The 15,879-nt window shown below is 67.1% G+C and carries 17 protein-coding genes; 11 read left to right on the forward strand and 6 right to left on the reverse strand.

Features of this window, described 5'->3' with window-relative positions:
• Positions 1-2 precede the first annotated feature (2 nt).
• Positions 3-629, reverse strand: a complete 627-nt coding sequence (locus tag G391_RS0105895; RefSeq protein WP_029086709.1) for a hypothetical protein — start codon at positions 627-629, stop codon at positions 3-5.
• 70 nt (positions 630-699) lie between these two features.
• Positions 700-2,505: a DUF885 domain-containing protein gene (locus G391_RS0105900; protein ID WP_084169155.1), complete on the reverse strand. Its 1,806-nt coding sequence runs from the start codon at positions 2,503-2,505 to the stop codon at positions 700-702.
• Positions 2,506-2,624: 119 nt separating this feature from the next.
• Here G391_RS0105900 and G391_RS0105905 point away from each other — a divergent pair, with 119 nt between their 5' ends.
• From G391_RS0105905 to G391_RS0105915, 3 genes are all read left to right on the forward strand, one after another.
• Positions 2,625-4,499, forward strand: coding sequence for a monovalent cation:proton antiporter-2 (CPA2) family protein (locus G391_RS0105905; protein ID WP_029086711.1), 1,875 nt, complete (start codon positions 2,625-2,627; stop codon positions 4,497-4,499).
• A gap of 85 nt (positions 4,500-4,584) precedes the next feature.
• On the forward strand, positions 4,585-5,079 hold the full coding sequence (locus G391_RS0105910) for a helix-turn-helix domain-containing protein (RefSeq protein WP_029086712.1): 495 nt from the start codon (positions 4,585-4,587) through the stop codon (positions 5,077-5,079).
• 25 nt (positions 5,080-5,104) lie between these two features.
• The gene (locus tag G391_RS0105915) at positions 5,105-5,299 is read left to right on the forward strand and encodes a hypothetical protein (protein WP_029086713.1); all 195 of its coding nucleotides are present in this window, start codon (positions 5,105-5,107) and stop codon (positions 5,297-5,299) included.
• Here G391_RS0105915 and G391_RS0105920 read toward each other — a convergent pair.
• Positions 5,296-6,186: a site-specific tyrosine recombinase XerD gene (locus G391_RS0105920; RefSeq protein ID WP_029086714.1), complete on the reverse strand. Its 891-nt coding sequence runs from the start codon at positions 6,184-6,186 to the stop codon at positions 5,296-5,298. The genes G391_RS0105915 and G391_RS0105920 overlap by 4 nt on opposite strands.
• A gap of 54 nt (positions 6,187-6,240) precedes the next feature.
• On the opposite strand from G391_RS0105920, the gene G391_RS13965 reads away from it, so the two are divergent.
• Entirely contained in the window at positions 6,241-6,789 is a 549-nt protein-coding gene (locus G391_RS13965; RefSeq protein ID WP_035303920.1) for a shikimate kinase, read from the forward strand.
• Positions 6,786-7,883 (forward strand): 3-dehydroquinate synthase, encoded by a 1,098-nt coding sequence (gene aroB, locus G391_RS0105930; RefSeq protein ID WP_035303922.1) that lies wholly within the window; start codon positions 6,786-6,788, stop codon positions 7,881-7,883. The genes G391_RS13965 and aroB overlap by 4 nt, the downstream gene beginning before the upstream one ends.
• On the opposite strand, the gene G391_RS0105935 is transcribed toward aroB, so the two are convergent.
• Positions 7,880-8,293 carry an MliC family protein gene (locus G391_RS0105935; protein WP_029086716.1) on the reverse strand — a complete coding sequence of 138 codons (414 nt, stop codon included), beginning with the start codon at positions 8,291-8,293 and terminating at the stop codon, positions 7,880-7,882. The two genes, aroB and G391_RS0105935, sit on opposite strands and share 4 nt — an antisense overlap.
• 6 nt (positions 8,294-8,299) lie before the next feature.
• Entirely contained in the window at positions 8,300-8,764 is a 465-nt protein-coding gene (tadA, locus tag G391_RS0105940; RefSeq protein ID WP_029086717.1) for a tRNA adenosine(34) deaminase TadA, read from the reverse strand.
• Positions 8,765-8,883: 119 nt separating this feature from the next.
• Here tadA and G391_RS13970 point away from each other — a divergent pair, with 119 nt between their 5' ends.
• Entirely contained in the window at positions 8,884-10,401 is a 1,518-nt protein-coding gene (locus G391_RS13970; RefSeq protein WP_051257171.1) for a pseudouridine synthase, read from the forward strand.
• Here the strand turns inward: G391_RS13970 and G391_RS15130 are convergent.
• Entirely contained in the window at positions 10,398-11,327 is a 930-nt protein-coding gene (locus G391_RS15130; protein ID WP_051257172.1) for a CPBP family intramembrane glutamic endopeptidase, read from the reverse strand. The two genes, G391_RS13970 and G391_RS15130, sit on opposite strands and share 4 nt — an antisense overlap.
• A gap of 47 nt (positions 11,328-11,374) precedes the next feature.
• Here G391_RS15130 and rsmD point away from each other — a divergent pair, with 47 nt between their 5' ends.
• The 5 genes from rsmD to G391_RS0105975 all read left to right on the forward strand — a co-directional run bounded on the left by rsmD (position 11,375) and on the right by G391_RS0105975 (position 15,874).
• On the forward strand, positions 11,375-11,941 hold the full coding sequence (rsmD, locus tag G391_RS0105955) for a 16S rRNA (guanine(966)-N(2))-methyltransferase RsmD (RefSeq protein WP_029086718.1): 567 nt from the start codon (positions 11,375-11,377) through the stop codon (positions 11,939-11,941).
• A gap of 67 nt (positions 11,942-12,008) precedes the next feature.
• Positions 12,009-12,140, forward strand: coding sequence for a hypothetical protein (locus tag G391_RS15910; RefSeq protein WP_281168404.1), 132 nt, complete (start codon positions 12,009-12,011; stop codon positions 12,138-12,140).
• A gap of 21 nt (positions 12,141-12,161) precedes the next feature.
• Entirely contained in the window at positions 12,162-12,989 is an 828-nt protein-coding gene (locus tag G391_RS13980) for a dienelactone hydrolase family protein (protein WP_425393393.1), read from the forward strand.
• Positions 12,990-13,058: 69 nt separating this feature from the next.
• Positions 13,059-13,847 carry a bifunctional hydroxymethylpyrimidine kinase/phosphomethylpyrimidine kinase gene (gene thiD, locus G391_RS0105970; protein WP_029086719.1) on the forward strand — a complete coding sequence of 263 codons (789 nt, stop codon included), beginning with the start codon at positions 13,059-13,061 and terminating at the stop codon, positions 13,845-13,847.
• Positions 13,848-13,852: 5 nt separating this feature from the next.
• Positions 13,853-15,874: an NADPH-dependent 2,4-dienoyl-CoA reductase gene (locus tag G391_RS0105975; protein WP_029086720.1), complete on the forward strand. Its 2,022-nt coding sequence runs from the start codon at positions 13,853-13,855 to the stop codon at positions 15,872-15,874.
• Positions 15,875-15,879: the final 5 nt, after the last annotated feature.

Below are 15,879 nucleotides of genomic sequence, written 5' to 3' on the forward strand. Positions count from 1 at the left end.
TCCTAGTTGCGGCGGCAGTACCGGCGATAGCCGTCCTGGTGCAGATAGGTGCCTGAGCCCCAGTCGAAGCTGGAATGGTTGCGCCGGCACCAGTCACGATAGCCGTCGTCGTGGCGATGGCGATCCCAGTAGTCGCGGTCATCCAGGGCACCGAGAATCTGAACGCCCAGAGCAATGCCGAGAACCGTCAACGCCAGAGCCGATCCGTCGCTGTAGCCATTGCCGTAATAGCCCCGATTGTTGCCGTAACCGTTGCCGTAGTAGCCACCGTTGTAGCCGTAGGTCCGCGGATCATAGTAGGGCTGACGCCCATAGCGGCCATAGTCATAGCCATAGCCGTACTGCCCATAGCCGCTGGAGCCATAGCCGTAGCGGTTGTAGTCGCCATACCGGTCATAGCTACCGTCGTCGCGTCGATAAGGCGTGCCTTGATGCCGGTCCGCCTCGCGGCGCAGACGTTCGCGGCAATCCTGCTCGCGCTCGCGGCTGTAACAGCGCCGATAGTCGAAGTCAGACCCGTAGCCGTAGCCATAGCTAGGTTGACCATAGCCGTAGCCGTAAGATTGGGCGGCGGCGGGCACGGCCAGAGCCGTTGCGGACGCAGCCAGAATGGGAACGAGCCAACGCATGGTGCGGCCTCCTCCTGAACGTCCCCCTATTGAGCAGGCTTAGCACAATTTGGGGAAAATGGCTCCGCAGCTACTCGGCGCGTTCCCTCTCGGTGGCGATCCAGGCGTCGATCCGCTGTTCCAGAACATTCATGGGTACGGGTCCCCCCAGAAGCACGGCATCGTGGAAACGACGGACATTGAAGTCATCGCCCAGGGCTTCCTCGGCCCGACGTCGCGCCCGCAGGATGGTCAGCTCGCCGATCTTGTAGGCCAGGGCCTGCCCCGGCCAGGAGATATAGCGTTCCAGCTCGGTCTGGATATTCAGCTCCGACAGGGCCGAGTTGTCGCGGAAACAGGCGCGGGCCTGTTCAATGTTCCAGCCCATCCAGTGGATGCCGGTGTCGGCCACCAGACGACAGGCGCGCCACATCTCGTAGGACAGCCGACCAAACCGCTCATAGGGCGTGCGATAGATGCCCATCTCGTAGCCGAGGAACTCTGAGTACAGACCCCAGCCCTCGACGAACGCCGTGGCATCGCCGTTGCGACGGAACCAGGGCAAATCCCCCAGCTCCTGTTGCAGGGCGATCTGAAGATGGTGGCCGGGCACCGCCTCATGCAGGGTCAGGGCCGGAAGCTCGTACAGCCCCCGCTGATCCAGGGCCGAGGTGTTGACCATATAGGCCCCGGCGATGCCGTTGACCGAACTGCCGGGATTGTAGCGACCCGTGGTGTAGTTGGCCTCGATCTCCTCGGGCACCGGACGCACCCCGTAGGGCAGGCGCGGCAGGGTGTTGAACAGGGCCGGAAGCTGATCGTCGGCCCGCTTGGCGATGTCGCGCGCGTGCATCATCATTTCGTCGCGCGTCGTGACATAGAATTGGGGATCGGTGCGCAGGTAGGTCAGGAAGTCGGCAAAAGAGCCGGTCCACCCGGCGGCGGCCATCTCCTCCTGCATCTGAGCGCGAATACGCGCCACCTCCGACAGACCTAGGGCATGGATCTCGTCGGGGGTCATTTCGGTAGTCGTGTACCAGCGCGCGAAGAAGGCGTAGGCCTCGCGTCCGCCCGGACGCTGCCCCAGGCCGATGGCCCCGGGTTCCACCGGCGAGGCCGGCAGATACTCGTCGGTCATGAAGGTCGCCCAACGTTGCCGGACCGGCACGATCTGTTCGACAATGATGCCCCGCGCACGACCGGTGAGATCAGCCCAGGCCGCTTCCGATATGCTCGGTGGTCGCGTCGCCATCGGCCGCATCAGCGGGTCGTTTTCAAGCGTGAAGGCAGCGGCGGCGGTGGTCGAGGTGACGACGCGGTCGACAATGATCCGGGGCTGGACCATGCCGGTTTCAATGCCTCTCCGGGCATTGGCGAGGGCCGCGTCATAGTAACCGGCCAGGGCCCCCAGCCGTAGCAACCAGGCCTCGGCGTCGTCGGCGGTGGCGATCCGGGTTGCCCCCGCCAGATAGCCGGCCATGGCTTCCGGCCCGCCCTCAGAGTTGAAGGCAAAGCGATTTTGATCGAGGTCGAGCCGTTCAAGGTCCAGGCCCACAGATCGGGACAGCAGGGTATGGTTCAGCCGCTCATCGGCACTCAAGGCGTCGGGATTGATGGTGGCCAGACGATCTCGGAACCGGGTTAGCGGCGCGCGCCGCGCCAATTCGCCCTCGCGGCTGATATCGGGCAGACGGCTGAGGGCGTCCCGGTTGCCCTCGGCCCCGGCCGTCCAGGGATCCTGCTCGGCGGCCCAGTTTTCATAGTCGGCGATGATCGAGGCCAGATTGGCCGAGGCCTGGGACTGCTCTGCCGCTGGCGAGGTCTGGGCCAGGGTAGGCGTGATGCTCGTCGTTGTGGCGATCAGGGCCGTTGCGGCCAGCAGGGCGAATTTACGCATGTCAGATAGTCCTCCCAGTCGACGTCCACGCTAGAGGTACAGGTCGGGTCCGCCAAGCCCGATGACGACATGCGGCTCCTTCCTATATGGTCGAGACGCAAGACTGTGGGGATGAATGTATGGCCGACGGCGCGACGGCGGAATTGGGACTGGGTCACATTGCGGCCCTGTTGGCGGCGGGCGTTGTGGCTGTGCCGGTTTTTCGCAAGATCCAGCTCGGCTCGGTGCTGGGCTATCTGGCGGCGGGTCTGGCCATCGGGCCGTTCGGGCTCGGCCTGTTTGAAGAGCCAGAGACGATCCTTCACGTCGCGGAGTTCGGGGTCGTCATCTTCCTGTTCATCATCGGACTGGAGATGCGGCCACGGCGTTTGTGGGCCATGCGGCGCGACATCTTCGGCCTGGGGGCCGCCCAGGTCCTGGCGGCGGGTCTGTTGCTGACCGTCACCGGCATGGCGGCTGGTCTGCGGGCCGAGGTCGCCTTCATTGTGGCGATGGGCTTTGTCCTGTCCTCGACGGCCGTGATCATGCAGATGCTGGACGAGCGAAACGAGATCAATACGCCGGCGGGCCAGCGCGCCGTGTCAATTCTGTTGCTGGAAGACTTGGCCATTGTGCCGTTGCTCGCGGTCGTTGCCGTCATCTCTGCGGCGACCGGCACGGCCAGCGAGGCTGCGCCGCCCCTGTGGCAAACGATCGGTCTGGCGGTTGGGGCGCTGGCGGTGGTGTTCCTGGCGGGCCGCTATCTGATGAACCCTGTCTTTGGCTTCCTGGCGCGGTTCGGGGGCCGCGAGGTGATGACGGCGGCGGCGCTTCTGGTGGTCGTCGGGGCGGCCTGGCTGATGGATACCGGCGGCCTGTCCATGGCGATGGGGGCCTTCCTGGCGGGCGTGCTGCTGTCGGAATCGAGCTTCCGGCACCAGCTCGAAGCCGATGTCGAACCGTTCCGTGCAATCCTGCTAGGCCTGTTCTTCCTCAGTGTCGGCATGGCGCTGGACCTGAATGTCGTGGCGGCGGACTGGGTTCGGATTGTGGGCGGCGTCATCGCCTTCATGGCGGTGAAGTCAGTCGCCATCTATGCCGTCGCCCGGATGTTCCGGTCCAGCGAGCATGAGGCGATCGAGCGAGCCGTCCTCTTCGCCCAGGGCGGCGAGTTCGCGTTCGTGTTGTACGGCGCGGCCCTGGCGGCAGGCGTTTTTGACGGTGAGATTTCCTCGGCGGCGACGGCGATCGTCATCCTGTCGATGGCCCTGACCCCGGTGACGACCTTGGCCGCGCGGCGGTTCTTGCCTCAACATCAGATTGATCCCGAGGCCACCGATGGGGTCGAGCGGGCCGCCAATCTGCGAGAGCGGGTTCTGATTATCGGCTTTGGACGCTTCGGTCAGGTCGTGTCGCAACCGCTGCTGGCGCGCGATGTCGATATTTCGATCATCGATCTGGATGTCGAAATGGTGCAGGCGGCCGGCACCTTCGGCTTCAAGGTCTATTACGGCGATGGCTCCCGACTGGACGTGCTGCGGGCTTCGGGTGCAGCCGAGGCCGAGACGATCATTGTGGCTATCGACAAGCCGGAAGCGGCCGACAAGATCGTCGAACTGGTGAAGTCCGAGTTTCCGCTGACCAAGTTGTTCGTGCGCGCCTTCGATCGCGGCCATGCCTTGCGACTGGTCAAGGCCGGCGTGGAGTATCAGCTTCGCGATACGCTGGAGAGCGCCCTGACCTTCAGCCACCAGGTTCTGATCGATCTGGGCTTCACCCATGAAGAGGCCAGCGAAACGATCGCAGATGTCCGGCGTCGGGATGAGGAGCGTTTTGATCTGCAGGCCGCCGGTGGTGACATCGCGGCGGGGCGGCACCTGATGCGCGGCAATCTGGCGACGCCGCGGCCCGAACCGATTGTCAGGCCACGCCGCGAGGGTCAGGCCCTCAATGAAGAGGCGGCTGAGGTTCTTGAGGAAGATGTGGCCCTGACGACGGCCAGCCTGTCGAGTTAGGTTGCTGTAGAACCGGAATTCAACCCTGAGGGGGTAGCCCGACAGGGTTGTGCCGCGTCAGAGTCCCACGCAGGGATGACGTGACGTGACGGCTGTATTCGACCTTTCGAACCGCTCGCCGGTTGCCGGTCTGGCGGAGATTGACCGCCAGATTCTGCGTCTGGTAGCGGACGGCCTGACATCGAAAGAGATCGCGCGCGCCCTGGATCGTTCGCCCTACACCATCGACAGTCGCCTGAAGGATGTTTGCCAACGGCTGGGGGCCGATACGCGCGCGCAGGCGGCGGCCATGCTGTTGCGCGAAGAGGCCGCCAGCGCCCCCCCAGAATTGGGGGGTCCCCCCCCAGGGGGGATTGAACCCGGCTCCTGGATTTCGCCTGTTGCGGGCGAGGACGGCGATCCTCCGATCGGGTTGGCCCTGACATACCGGAGCCTTTCGGCGTTTCTGGCGGACCCAAGGCTGGCGCAGGTGGCCAAGGGGCTGACGGTGATCCTGCTGACGGTTGTGGTCGCCGCCTACCTCCTGGCCAATACAATCGAGGCCATCCAGGGGGTGTTTTTGACCGTGCTTCGGGGCTGACACGCGCCCCGAAAGGGGAGCGACGATGCCCAGCAATCCAACCACATCCATTGATGCGGCCCTCGACTACGCGCGTGACGCCGTCGGAGCCAAGAAGGCAGCCGAGCTGCTGAGGGCAGCGACCTTTTCCGAATCAATCCGCGAGGAGCGCACCTTGCGACCCCAGGTCGCCAATGCCCTGGTTCGCGCTGTCGACCGACTTCGCCAGACCGCGAACTAGGACGAGCCGCGGCGATGCCGGGACAGGGGGTGGTGGGTCTGAACCACCTCGGTCAGCCGCTCATTGGCGACATGGGTGTAGATCTGGGTCGTGGCGATGTCGGCATGGCCGAGCAGCGTTTGCAGAACCCGCAGGTCGGCACCGCCTTCCAGGAGGTGCGTGGCGAAGGCATGGCGCAGGACGTGAGGGCTGATGCCGACGGGATCCAGCCCGGCCCGGAGGGCCGCCGCCTTGAGCAGCTGATCGAAACGTCGCGGTGTCAAATGCCCCGACTTGCCGCGCGAGGGAAACAACCAGATTGAATCCTTGGGCATCCGCCCTTCGAGCCAGTGTCGAACTGCGCCCCGCGCCGCTTCGTTCAAAGGGGCCAGCCGCTCCTTGCCCCCCTTGCCACGCACGATGAGATAGGCCGGGTCACGCGCGACGTCGTCCGCCTTGAGGCCCAGGACCTCCGATACGCGTAGGCCTGACGCATAGGTCAGCTCGATCAGACAGACCAGGCGCGCGGCTCCGCCGGGATCGCCATGCGCCGCCGCCGTCAGCAGGGCCTCGAGCTGTTCGCGATCCAGAACCTTGGGCAGGGGGCGTCCTCGCCGTGGCGCTTCAAGCCGTCGCGAGGGATCATCGGCACGCCAGCCTTCCTGGAGGGCGAAGCGGAAGAACTGCCGCACCGCCGAGCGCCGGCGTGCGGTCGTTGCGGGCGACAGGCCCCGGCGCGACAAGCCGGCATACCAGCCCTCAATGTCGGCCTCCTGGGCCCGGATCAGACCGTCCGCCATCGCCTGGTCGGCATCCTCCAGATCGCGACGATAGGCCGACAAGGTGTTGTGGGAAGCGTCGCGCTCGACGGCCATCATTTCGAGAAAAGCCTCGATCTGGGCGCTCATGTCGATCCGCCGCTGGCGAAGCGGCCCTGACGGCGTCTATAGCTGATCGAACGCATGGTCGACGCACCTGACATAAAGGGCCGCACCATCGCCCTCGTCGGGCTGATGGGAGTAGGCAAATCCTCGGTCGGCCGCCGTGTGGCGACGGCGCTTAAGATGCCGTTCGTCGATGCTGATGTCGAGATCGAGGCCGCGGCGGGTCGGTCGGTGACCGACATCTTCGCCGACATGGGTGAAACAGAGTTTCGGGCCGGCGAGCACCGCGTCATCAAGCGGATCGTCGAGGGTGATCCTGTGGTCCTGGCGACGGGGGGCGGGGCCTTCATGCACGACGGGACGCGCAAGCTGCTCAAAGCCAGGACCGTGACCGTCTGGCTCCAGGCCGAACTGGATGTGCTGGCCGAGCGGGCGACCCGACGCGATACCCGCCCACTTCTGCGCGGCAAGGATCCGATGGAAATTCTGGCTGGGCTGGCAGAGGTCCGCTACCCCGTCTATGCCCAGGCTGATGTCCATGTGATGACAGGCGACGGCCTGCATCGCGACGCGGTCAGGGCCGTCATCGCCGCCGTGCAAGATCATTACGTCAGGACGGCCGCATGAAGGCGCTTTCCATCAGCGGGCCGGGCGTCACGCCCTATGAGGTCGTCATCGGGCGGGGCCTGCTGGCACAGGCGTCGTCGCAGATCACGCCCTATCTGGCGGCTCCGCGCATCGCGGTGGTATCGGACGCGACCGTCGCCGAGCTGCAGGGAGCCGGCGTCCTGCGATCACTGACCGAGGCGGGAATTCGAGCCGACCTCCTGACCGTTCCGGCCGGAGAAGCATCCAAGTCCATGGCGACGCTGACCGACCTTCTGGATCGCCTGCTCGACCTGGGCCTGGATCGCCGCTCTACCGTCCTGGCATTGGGCGGGGGCGTTGTCGGCGATCTGGCGGGCCTGGCGTCCGCCCTGTTCATGCGGGGCATTGCGGTCATCCAGGCCCCGACGACCTTGCTGGCCCAGGTCGATTCCTCGGTGGGGGGCAAGACCGCAGTAGATGCCCCGCGCGGCAAGAACCTCATCGGTGTCTTCCATCACCCGCGTCGCGTCCTGGCGGACCTGGATGTGCTGGCAACCCTGCCCGACCGCCAGATGCGGGCGGGGGCCGCTGAAATTCTCAAGGCGGCGATGCTGGCCGACGCCGATTTCTTTGCCTGGCTGGAAGGCCATGTCGAGGCGGTGCTCGGCCATGAGCCGGCGGCTCTCGAAGACGCCATTGCCCGTGCCGTTGCGATCAAGGCCGGGATTGTCGCCGAAGATCCGACCGAACAGGGGCGGCGCGCCCTGCTGAACCTGGGCCACACCTTCGCCCATGCCATCGAGGTTGAGGCCGGCTTCGAGGACGACAGTGTCCTACACGGTGAGGCCGTGGCCCTGGGCTGTGTGCTGGCCTATCGCCTGGCCGAGCGCCTGGGCCGCGTCAGCCCCAAGGATGTCCGCCGTGTCGAACGCCTGATGGGGGTGGCGGGCCTGCCGACCGAGATCGAATCCCTGGGCCTGTTCGAAGCCGATGCCCTGCTCGCGCGCATGGGCGGGGACAAGAAGGCCGAAGGCGGTGTGCCCGTCCTGATCCTCCCGCAAGGCATCGGCGATGCTGAGGTCGTGCGCGACGTGCCCGTCGGGGATATTCGGGCGGTCCTTCGAGGAGCCTAGCTGAGGGCGGTACAGGTCGTCGGATCGCGCTCCGGCGCGGTCCAGGTCGCATCCCGTCCAACCCCTCTCAGATCGTATTGGCTGGACCGGTACCAGATGCCGTCCGCGGCCCGCGCCTGGCGCAGGTCCACCGCGGTCCCATCGAGCATTCGCACAGTCGCCATTTCGCGCGGGTTGTCGAACACCACCGACAGCCGCTCTCCGTTGATACAGGTGTATTCCGCCCGCACGATCCGGTTCGAGATGCGGTCCTGAATTTCGGCCCCGGTGCGCTGACGGGCGACATCGGCTTCGACCGCACGGTCACGGGCTTCGGCCCCCGTCTCGGGCATTTCGTCGCGCGGGGCCCCTCCACAGGCCAATAAGGCGAACGGCATCAAGAGCGACAGGACAAGCGGGACTGTTTTCATCTGCGATCAACGTCCGGCGGGGTCGGGCGTTCCCTTGCTGCGCCGCGCCCGAAAGAAGGATTTGAGTTGATCGGCGGCCTCGTCGGCCAGAACGCCGCCCAGCACGTCGGGACGCCAGTGACAGGTCGGTTGATCGAACACCCGCGCGCCGTGGATCACGCCGCCCCCCTTGGCGTCATCCGCGCCCCAGACGACCCGCCCGATCCGAGCCTGGCTGATCGCGCCGGCACACATCGCGCAGGGTTCCAGCGTCACATAGAGGGTCAGGCCGGTCAGCCGATAGTTCGCCTGCTTCTCAGCCGCCCGGCGCAGGGCGACGATTTCGGCGTGGGCAGTAGGGTCATGGCTGGCGACCGGCTGGTTCGCCCCCTCAGCGACGATCTCGCCCGAGGCCGGATCGACGACAACGGCCCCGACCGGCACCTCTCCGGCCGCCCCGGCCTGCTGCGCCAGGTCGAGCGCGCGGCGCATGAAGATCAGGTCGGCATCAGGGATCATTTGCCGTTTCTGTCCGGCTTTCGCGGCGAATGCCAGCCTGAGTGCGCGCGTCAGGCCTTCGCGCCCGGCCTCGCCTCGTGTATGGCGCGCGCATGACAAAGCCGCCCGCCAAGACCTTCGGCCAAGGCAAGCCGCCCAGATCCGGCAAGCCGAAAGACACAACCCCCGCCGCCCCCGTTCGCAAGGAGCGCATTGCCAAGCGCCTGGCGCGCGCCGGCGTGGCCTCGCGCCGCGAGGTCGAGCGGCTGATTGGCCTCGGCCGGATTGCCGTCAATGGTCGGGTTCTGGATACCCCCGCCGTCCTGGTCAGCAGCCAGGATGTCGTCACCGTCGACGGCCGCCCGGTCGAGCGGCCCGAGGCCACGCGCGTCTGGCGTTTCCACAAGCCGGTGGGCCTGATCACGGCGGCGAAAGATCCTGCAGGTCGCCCCACGGTTTTCGATGCCTTGCCCGAAGGCATGCCGCGCGTCGTCAAGGTTGGCCGCCTGGACATCAACTCCGAGGGCCTGCTGCTCCTGACCAATGATGGTGAGCTGGCCCGTGCGCTTGAGTTGCCGTCGACCGGCTGGGTACGTCGCTATCGGGCCCGGGCGCGCGGCAAGGTCACCCAGGAAAAGCTGGATACCCTCAAGAACGGCATCGTCATCGAAGGCGTGCGCTATGGCCCCATCGAGGCGACCCTGGACAAGGCCAAGGAGACATCAGCAGACGGCAAGGCTCCGGCCAATCTGTGGATTTCGGTGTCGCTGACCGAGGGCAAGAACCGTGAGGTCCGCAAGGTGCTCGAGCATCTGGGCGTGACGGTCAATCGCCTGATCCGCCTGTCCTACGGGCCGTTCCAGCTGGGCACGCTGGCCGAGAGCGAGGTGGCCGAGGTTGGTCCGCGCGTGATCCGCGAGCAGCTCGCCCAGATGATTCACCCCGAAAGCCTGCCGATGGGGGATGACGTCGAGCCTCTGTCCCCGACGAAGGGCAAGCGCCGCGAAGGCATGGCCGATCCGTCGATGAAGCCCTCCAAGGTTCGCGCCCATGCGGCCAGACAAGCGGCCCTGGTCGCCGGGATGGCCGAGAATGCTGAGCGCCGCCAACGTCGCAAGGAAGAAGGCGACCAGCCGCGTCGGGATTTCAAGGGCCGCGACGGCGATCGCCCGCGCCGCGATTTCAAACCCCGCGACGGCGAAGGATTCGGGGATCGACCCAAACGTGCCTTCCGCCCGCGTGATGGTGAGACGGGCGGCGACCGCCCCAAGCGCAGTTTCCGCCCGCGTGACGGTGAAGGCGGCGGGGACCGGCCCCAGCGATCCTATCGGCCGCGCGACGGTGAGGGATCTGGCGACCGTCCCAAGCGCGCCTTCAAGCCCCGGGACGGCGAACGGAGCGGGGATCGCCCGAAGCGTGACTTCAAGCCCCGGGATGGCGCAGGCGGTGCAGATCGTCCCAAACGCGATTTCAAGCCGCGCGACGGTGCGGGCGGCGGAGATCGTCCCCAGCGCGACTTCAAGCCGCGTGGCCCCGGTGGGCCGCGTTCCGGGCCGCGCTCAGGCCCTCGTCCCGGCGGTGGCAAGCCGGGCGGCGGGCGTCCGTCTGGCCCTCGCAAGCCCAGAAGTTAGAACAGGCGGGCGCGTCGTCGCGCCAGGACCTCAACGGCCAGCAGGACGACGATCAGGCTGACCGCCTGGAGGCCGAGGGCTTCCAGAGGGATATTCTGCCCAGGTATCGCCGCCTCTGAAATCGGGGCCTGCAACAGGGCGATGAACAGATTGTTGGCCAGATGGGCCCCGATGGCGAAGGCCAGGTTGCCCAGCCTGAGCGCCGCCCAGGCCCAGACCATGCCGGAGGCTGCGCGCGCGGCGAAGGCGACCGGGTCGGGGTCCAGGTGGATGGCGGAAAACAGCACGCCATTGACCAGCAAGATGACAATGAGGCTGCGGGTCAGGCTGCCCGTGACGCGCAACAGCACGCCTCGGAAGGCGATCTCTTCGGCCGCGGCGGCGACCAGCAATCCGGCCGTGACACCCGCAGCGTAGGTCAGACGCGCATCGAGTGTTTGTGCAGGATCCAGCAGGGGGCCAGGTCCACCGCCGGGCTCCATCCATTCCATGACCGGCCAGAGAGCCAGGGCCACCAGAAACATGACGGCAAAGCCGGTCAGGAACAGGCCGAAACCGCCGCGAGGCCAAGGCCACAGGAAGGCTCCCGGACCCCGCCGGTAGACGATCATGGCGGCGACCAGCAGGGCCGATGCCAGGCTGAACAGCACAACGCCGAGGGTAGCAACGAAGATGACTTCGTCCATCAGGCTCTGGGCTGTGTAGGCTCCGTCGAACATCTCGAGATTCAGCCAGCCTGCCTCGGAGCCCACTGTCGCCAGAGCCCCGAGCGCGACGGCGGCCCCGATCAACAGGGCTACCGCCAGCAGAACCAGCAGCAACAGCTTCAACCATGGACGCGGAGAGCGGGCTCCCTCGACATAGGGGCGGTCGCGCGCCTCACGCACGGCCTGGGACCAATGGTTCGGTGACAGAAGGTTCGCCATGCCGGGACCGTTGCATCGGACCCCGCTTTCGGTCCAGAGGCTTCGCCATGAGGATCGTCGGCGGACAGTTTCGTGGTCGGGCGTTGGTTGCGCCCGAAGGGCAGGGCACCCGGCCCACATCGGACCGGGCGCGCGAGGCGCTGTTCAACGTCCTGGCCCATGCGAGCTGGGCACCGGACCTGAACGGCGCACGGGTCATCGACCTGTTCGCCGGCTCGGGCGCCCTGGGCTTTGAGGCCATCAGCCGGGGCGCGAGCTTCTGTCTGTTCGTCGAGACCGACGATGACGCGCGCGGCTCGATCCGCGAGAATGCCGAAAACCTGGGCCTGTTCGGCAAGACCCGCGTGCATCGCCGCAGCGCGACCGACCTGGGCGTCCGGCCCGGCTCGGCCGGCGAGGCCTTCACCGTGGCCTTCCTCGATCCGCCCTACGGCAAGGGGCTGGGCGAACAGACCCTGACCAAGCTGATCGAGGGCGACTGGCTGGCGCCGGAAGCCGTTGTGGTGTTCGAGCGCGCGGCCGATGATCTGGACCTGCAAGCGCCCGGCTATCAGCTGGTCGATGAGCGCACCTGGGGCGCGGCGCGGGTGTGGTTTCTGAAAAAGTCGGCCTGACGCATCCAAACCTGGGCGCGGCGGCGATTAGGACCAGAGCGCGACGTCTCGCGCATGGAGCCATTGCATGACCCACCTGACCCGGCGAGCCCTCGCCCTGTTCGCCGCCCTCGTGTCGCTGATCGCGACACCGGCCCTGGCCCAGGAGGCCGAGGTCAGCGTGACCCCGGTGCCGGGCTTTCCCTACGCCAACCTCTAAGCGCCCGTCGGGGCCGAGCACCTGCCCGTGGTGGTGATCCTGCACGGGGCCGAGGGTGGGACCGACGCCAGCGACCGCTATGGACCGATCCTGGCGCGTCTCGGCTATGCCGTGGTCGGGCTGCCCTACTATTCGCCGGACTGGGGCGACTATGGCCCGCCTCAGCCCCTGCCGGGGATCGCCGGCAGCTTTGTCGACATCCGCATCGACCAGCTGGCCGAGCTGCGCGATGTGCTGGCCACCATGCCCCAGGCCGATGTCGAGCATTTCGGCCTGTTCGGGGCCTCCAAGGGCTCTGAGTTCGCCCTGATCGCGGCCAGCCGCTATCCGTGGATCGACGCGGTAGTGGCCTATACGCCGACCGATCTCGTCTGGGAGGGCTGGGGCCTGGAAACCATCGAGGCCGAAGGGACCCGCTCATCGTTTTCGTTCGAGGGGCAGGCGTTGCCGTTCATGCCCTATCGCGGCTTTGTCGAGGGGCTGCTGGCCGGGCCGGGTGTGGCCGATCTGCGCGCCATCCACGAGAATGGCCGGGCCGACCATCCTGAGCGCGAGGCCGTGGCCCGTATCCCGGTCGAGAATATTGCCGGCCGTTTGATCCTGATCGCCGGCGACCGCGATGGACAGTGGAACGCCGGCGACGCTGCGCGCGCCATCGTCCGCAGCCGTGAGGCGGCGGGTCTGGCCACCACCGCCCTGATCTATCCCGAGGCCGGCCACGATCTGGTCGGAGACGGTGGCCCGCGCGACAGCGGACGCAGCGGCGGCACGCCCGAAGCCAATGCGGCGGCCCGCGCCGAAGCCTGGCCCCAGGTGATCGCCTTCATGGCCGGGGCGCTCCAGCCCTGAAGTGCTTGCCTCTCGTCATGCGGCGGGCCATGACCGCCGCATGACGATCTCGCCGCAAAGCGCCGCCCGATGAACGGCCGCGTCCTCATCATCGCCGGGTCCGACTCGGGCGGCGGAGCCGGCATTCAGGCCGACATCAAGGCCGTGACCATGCTGGGCGGGTTTGCGACCACGGCGATCACGGCCTTGACGGTGCAGAACACCCTGGGGGTCACCGATGTTCACGCCGCCCCCATCGACATCATCCAGGCCCAGGCACGGGCGGTGCTCGGCGACATCGGGACCGACGCGGTCAAGACCGGGATGCTGGGGACCGTCTCGGTGGTCGAGGTCGTCGCCGGGCTGCTGGATGAGGCCGACGCCCCCGCCGTGATCGATCCGGTGATGGTAGCCAAGGGCGGGCATTCTCTGCTGCCGCGTCAGGCGGTCGAGGCGGTGCGAACCCTGATGGTTCCCCGCGCGGCCCTGATCACGCCCAATGCGCCGGAGGCCGAGGCCCTGACCGGGATCGAGGTCGCTGATCTCGACGGTCAACGCCGGGCGGCCGAGGCCCTGCTGAGGATGGGCGCGAAGGCTGCGTTGGTGAAGGGCGGCCATGTCGAGGGCGACACCCTGATCGATGTGCTGCTGATGCCCTCGGGCGAGACCCTGCTTGAGGGGCCGCGCATCGACACCACCTCGACCCACGGCACGGGTTGCACCCTGGCCAGCGCCTGTGCGGTCGGGATCGCCCAAGGCCTTCCGCTGGAGGCCGCGGTGGCGCGGGCCTGGGCCTATGTCGCTGAGGCCATCCGGCGCGCGCCGGGCTATGGGAACGGACATGGGCCGCTGAATCACGGCTGGCCGCTGGAGGACTGACGCCGATGGACGCCTATCCGCTGTTGAACCGCCCGCTCGATCTGGGGTTCACCACCCTTCGCAACCGCGTCCTGATGGGCTCGATGCACCTGGGTCTGGAAGAGATCCCCGGCGGCTTTGAGCGCATGGCGGCCTTCTATGCCGAGCGGGCGCGCGGCGAGGTCGGGCTGATCGTCACCGGCGGCATCGCGCCCAATCTGAAGGGGCGCCCTGCGCCGGTCGGGGCGGTGATGGCGACCGAAGATGAGGCCGATCATCACCGCGTCGTCACCGAGGCCGTCCATGCTGAGGGCGGCAAGATCGCCATGCAGATCCTGCATTTCGGCCGCTACTCCTATCAGCCGGATCTGGTGGCCCCCAGCGCCCTGAAGGCACCGATCAATCCCTTCGTGCCCCACGCCCTGACGTCCGAAGAGGTTGAACAGACCATCGAGGACTATGTGACCTGCGCCGCTCTGGCGCGGCATGCCGGCTATGACGGTGTGGAGATCATGGGCTCGGAGGGCTACCTCATCAATGAGTTCATCGCCGCGCGCACCAACCAGCGTGACGACGACTGGGGCGGCGACTATGCCCGCCGGATGCGCTTCCCCGTCGAGATCGTGCGGCGCGTGCGTGAGCGGGTGGGGCCGGACTTCATCATCATCTACCGGCTGTCGATGCTGGATCTGGTTGAGGGCGGCTCGACTCTGGAAGAGGTCATCGAGCTGGGCCAGGCCATCGAGGCGGCGGGCGCGACGATCCTGAACACCGGCATCGGCTGGCACGAGGCGCGCATCCCCACTATCGCCACCAAGGTGCCGCGGGGCGCCTTCGCCTGGGTGACCCAGCGGCTGATGGGCAAGGTCGGCATTCCGCTGATTGCGACCAACCGGATCAATACGCCCGAGGTGGCCGAACGCCTGTTGGAGGAGGGCGCGTGCGACATGGTCTCGATGGCGCGGCCGTTCCTGGCCGACGCCGATTTCGTCAGAAAGGCGCGCGAGAACCGGGCCGAGGACATCAACACCTGCATTGGCTGCAATCAGGCGTGTCTGGACCACATCTTCTCGCTGAAGATCACCTCGTGTCTGGTCAATCCGCGCGCCTGCCACGAGACGGAGATCGTCATTGAGCCGACGACGGCGCCGAAGTCGGTCGCCGTGGTCGGGGCGGGGCCTGCGGGCCTGGCCTTCGCCACCACGGCGGCCGAGCGCGGCCACACGGTGACCCTGTTCGAGGCGGACGGCGAGATCGGCGGTCAATTCAACATCGCCAAGACCATCCCAGGCAAGGAAGAGTTCCACGAGACGCTGCGCTACTATCGGCGGCGTCTCGACCAGACCGGCGTCGATGTGCGGCTGAACACCCGCGTCTCCGCCGAGGATCTGGCCGGCGCCGGCTATGACGAGATCGTGCTGGCCACCGGCATCGTCCCACGCAAGCTGGACATTGAGGGCGCGGATCGGTCCGATACCCTGAGCTATCTGGACGTCCTGAAGGATCACAAGCCGGTCGGCGAAAAGGTGGCCATCATCGGCGCTGGCGGCATCGGCTTCGACGTAGCGGAATACATCACCGACGCCGGCGAAAAGGCCAGTCTGAACCCCGAGGTCTTCTTCGCCGAATGGGGCGTCGACACCGACTATGAGCAGCGCGGCGGCCTGACCGAGCCGGAGCCGGAAAAGCCCGTACGCGACGTCTGGCTGTTGCAGCGCAAGACCTCCAAGGTCGGGGCGGGCCTCGGCAAGACCACCGGCTGGATCCACCGTGCCGGACTGGCGGCCCGAGACGTGCACATGGTGCCGGGCGTCACCTATGAGCGGATCGACGATGCGGGCCTGCACCTCACGGTCGGCGGCGAGCCGAAGACGCTGGACGTCGACACCGTCATCGTCTGCGCCGGACAGGAACCGAACCGCAGCCTGCACGACGCCCTGGCCGCGCTGGGTGTCGAGGCCCGGCTGATCGGCGGGGCCGACGTCGCCGCCGAACTGGACGCCAAGCGCGCCATCCACCAGGGCGTCACCCTGGCCACCGCCATCTGATCCCG

Source organism: Brevundimonas aveniformis DSM 17977, from assembly GCF_000428765.1.
In the GTDB taxonomy this organism is placed as follows: Bacteria; Pseudomonadota; Alphaproteobacteria; order Caulobacterales; family Caulobacteraceae; genus Brevundimonas; species Brevundimonas aveniformis.